This is a genomic window from Elizabethkingia argenteiflava (assembly GCF_009904105.1).
GTDB classification, from domain to species: domain Bacteria; phylum Bacteroidota; class Bacteroidia; order Flavobacteriales; family Weeksellaceae; genus Elizabethkingia; species Elizabethkingia argenteiflava.
The window spans coordinates 1-388 of record NZ_JAAABJ010000116.1 but is presented as its reverse complement, the minus strand read 5'-3'; the positions used below and the strand labels follow the sequence as shown (position 1 = coordinate 388).

Sequence of the window (388 nt, the reverse complement as noted above, 5' to 3'; positions counted from 1 at the left end):
TATTTGTCTTAAATTTTCACTGTCAAATCCTGCAACAGCATTCAGAAAAAATCCATTATTATCTATATCTGCTTCGATTAGAGGTTACAGGATTTCTTTCAAACTAACTTCTATTTGGTATAAATCATGATGATGGCCACATTTTGGACTTCACATTGCCAACAATTGTCACTGGTTATCACACAGAAAAATGCTGTTGGTGGTTTTTGCATTTTTTATACCCTGATAGCCTAGCTTTTCACCTCCCATTCGGCTTGGGGTGTGGCTGCCGTCCAACTGAACGCTTGACATCTCCAATTTTCTTTTATTAAGGAGCGAAAGACCTATCCATGCCTTTCTGAAAGAGCCATCTTTGCTCCATTTATTGAAATAATAGTAAATGCTTTGC

The 388-nt window shown here is 37.4% G+C and carries 1 pseudogene; it reads right to left on the bottom strand.

The features are described 5' to 3' along the window. Positions 1-168: 168 nt before the first annotated feature. Positions 169-388, bottom strand: a pseudogene (locus GNY06_RS00700) (IS5/IS1182 family transposase); the annotation flags it as partial.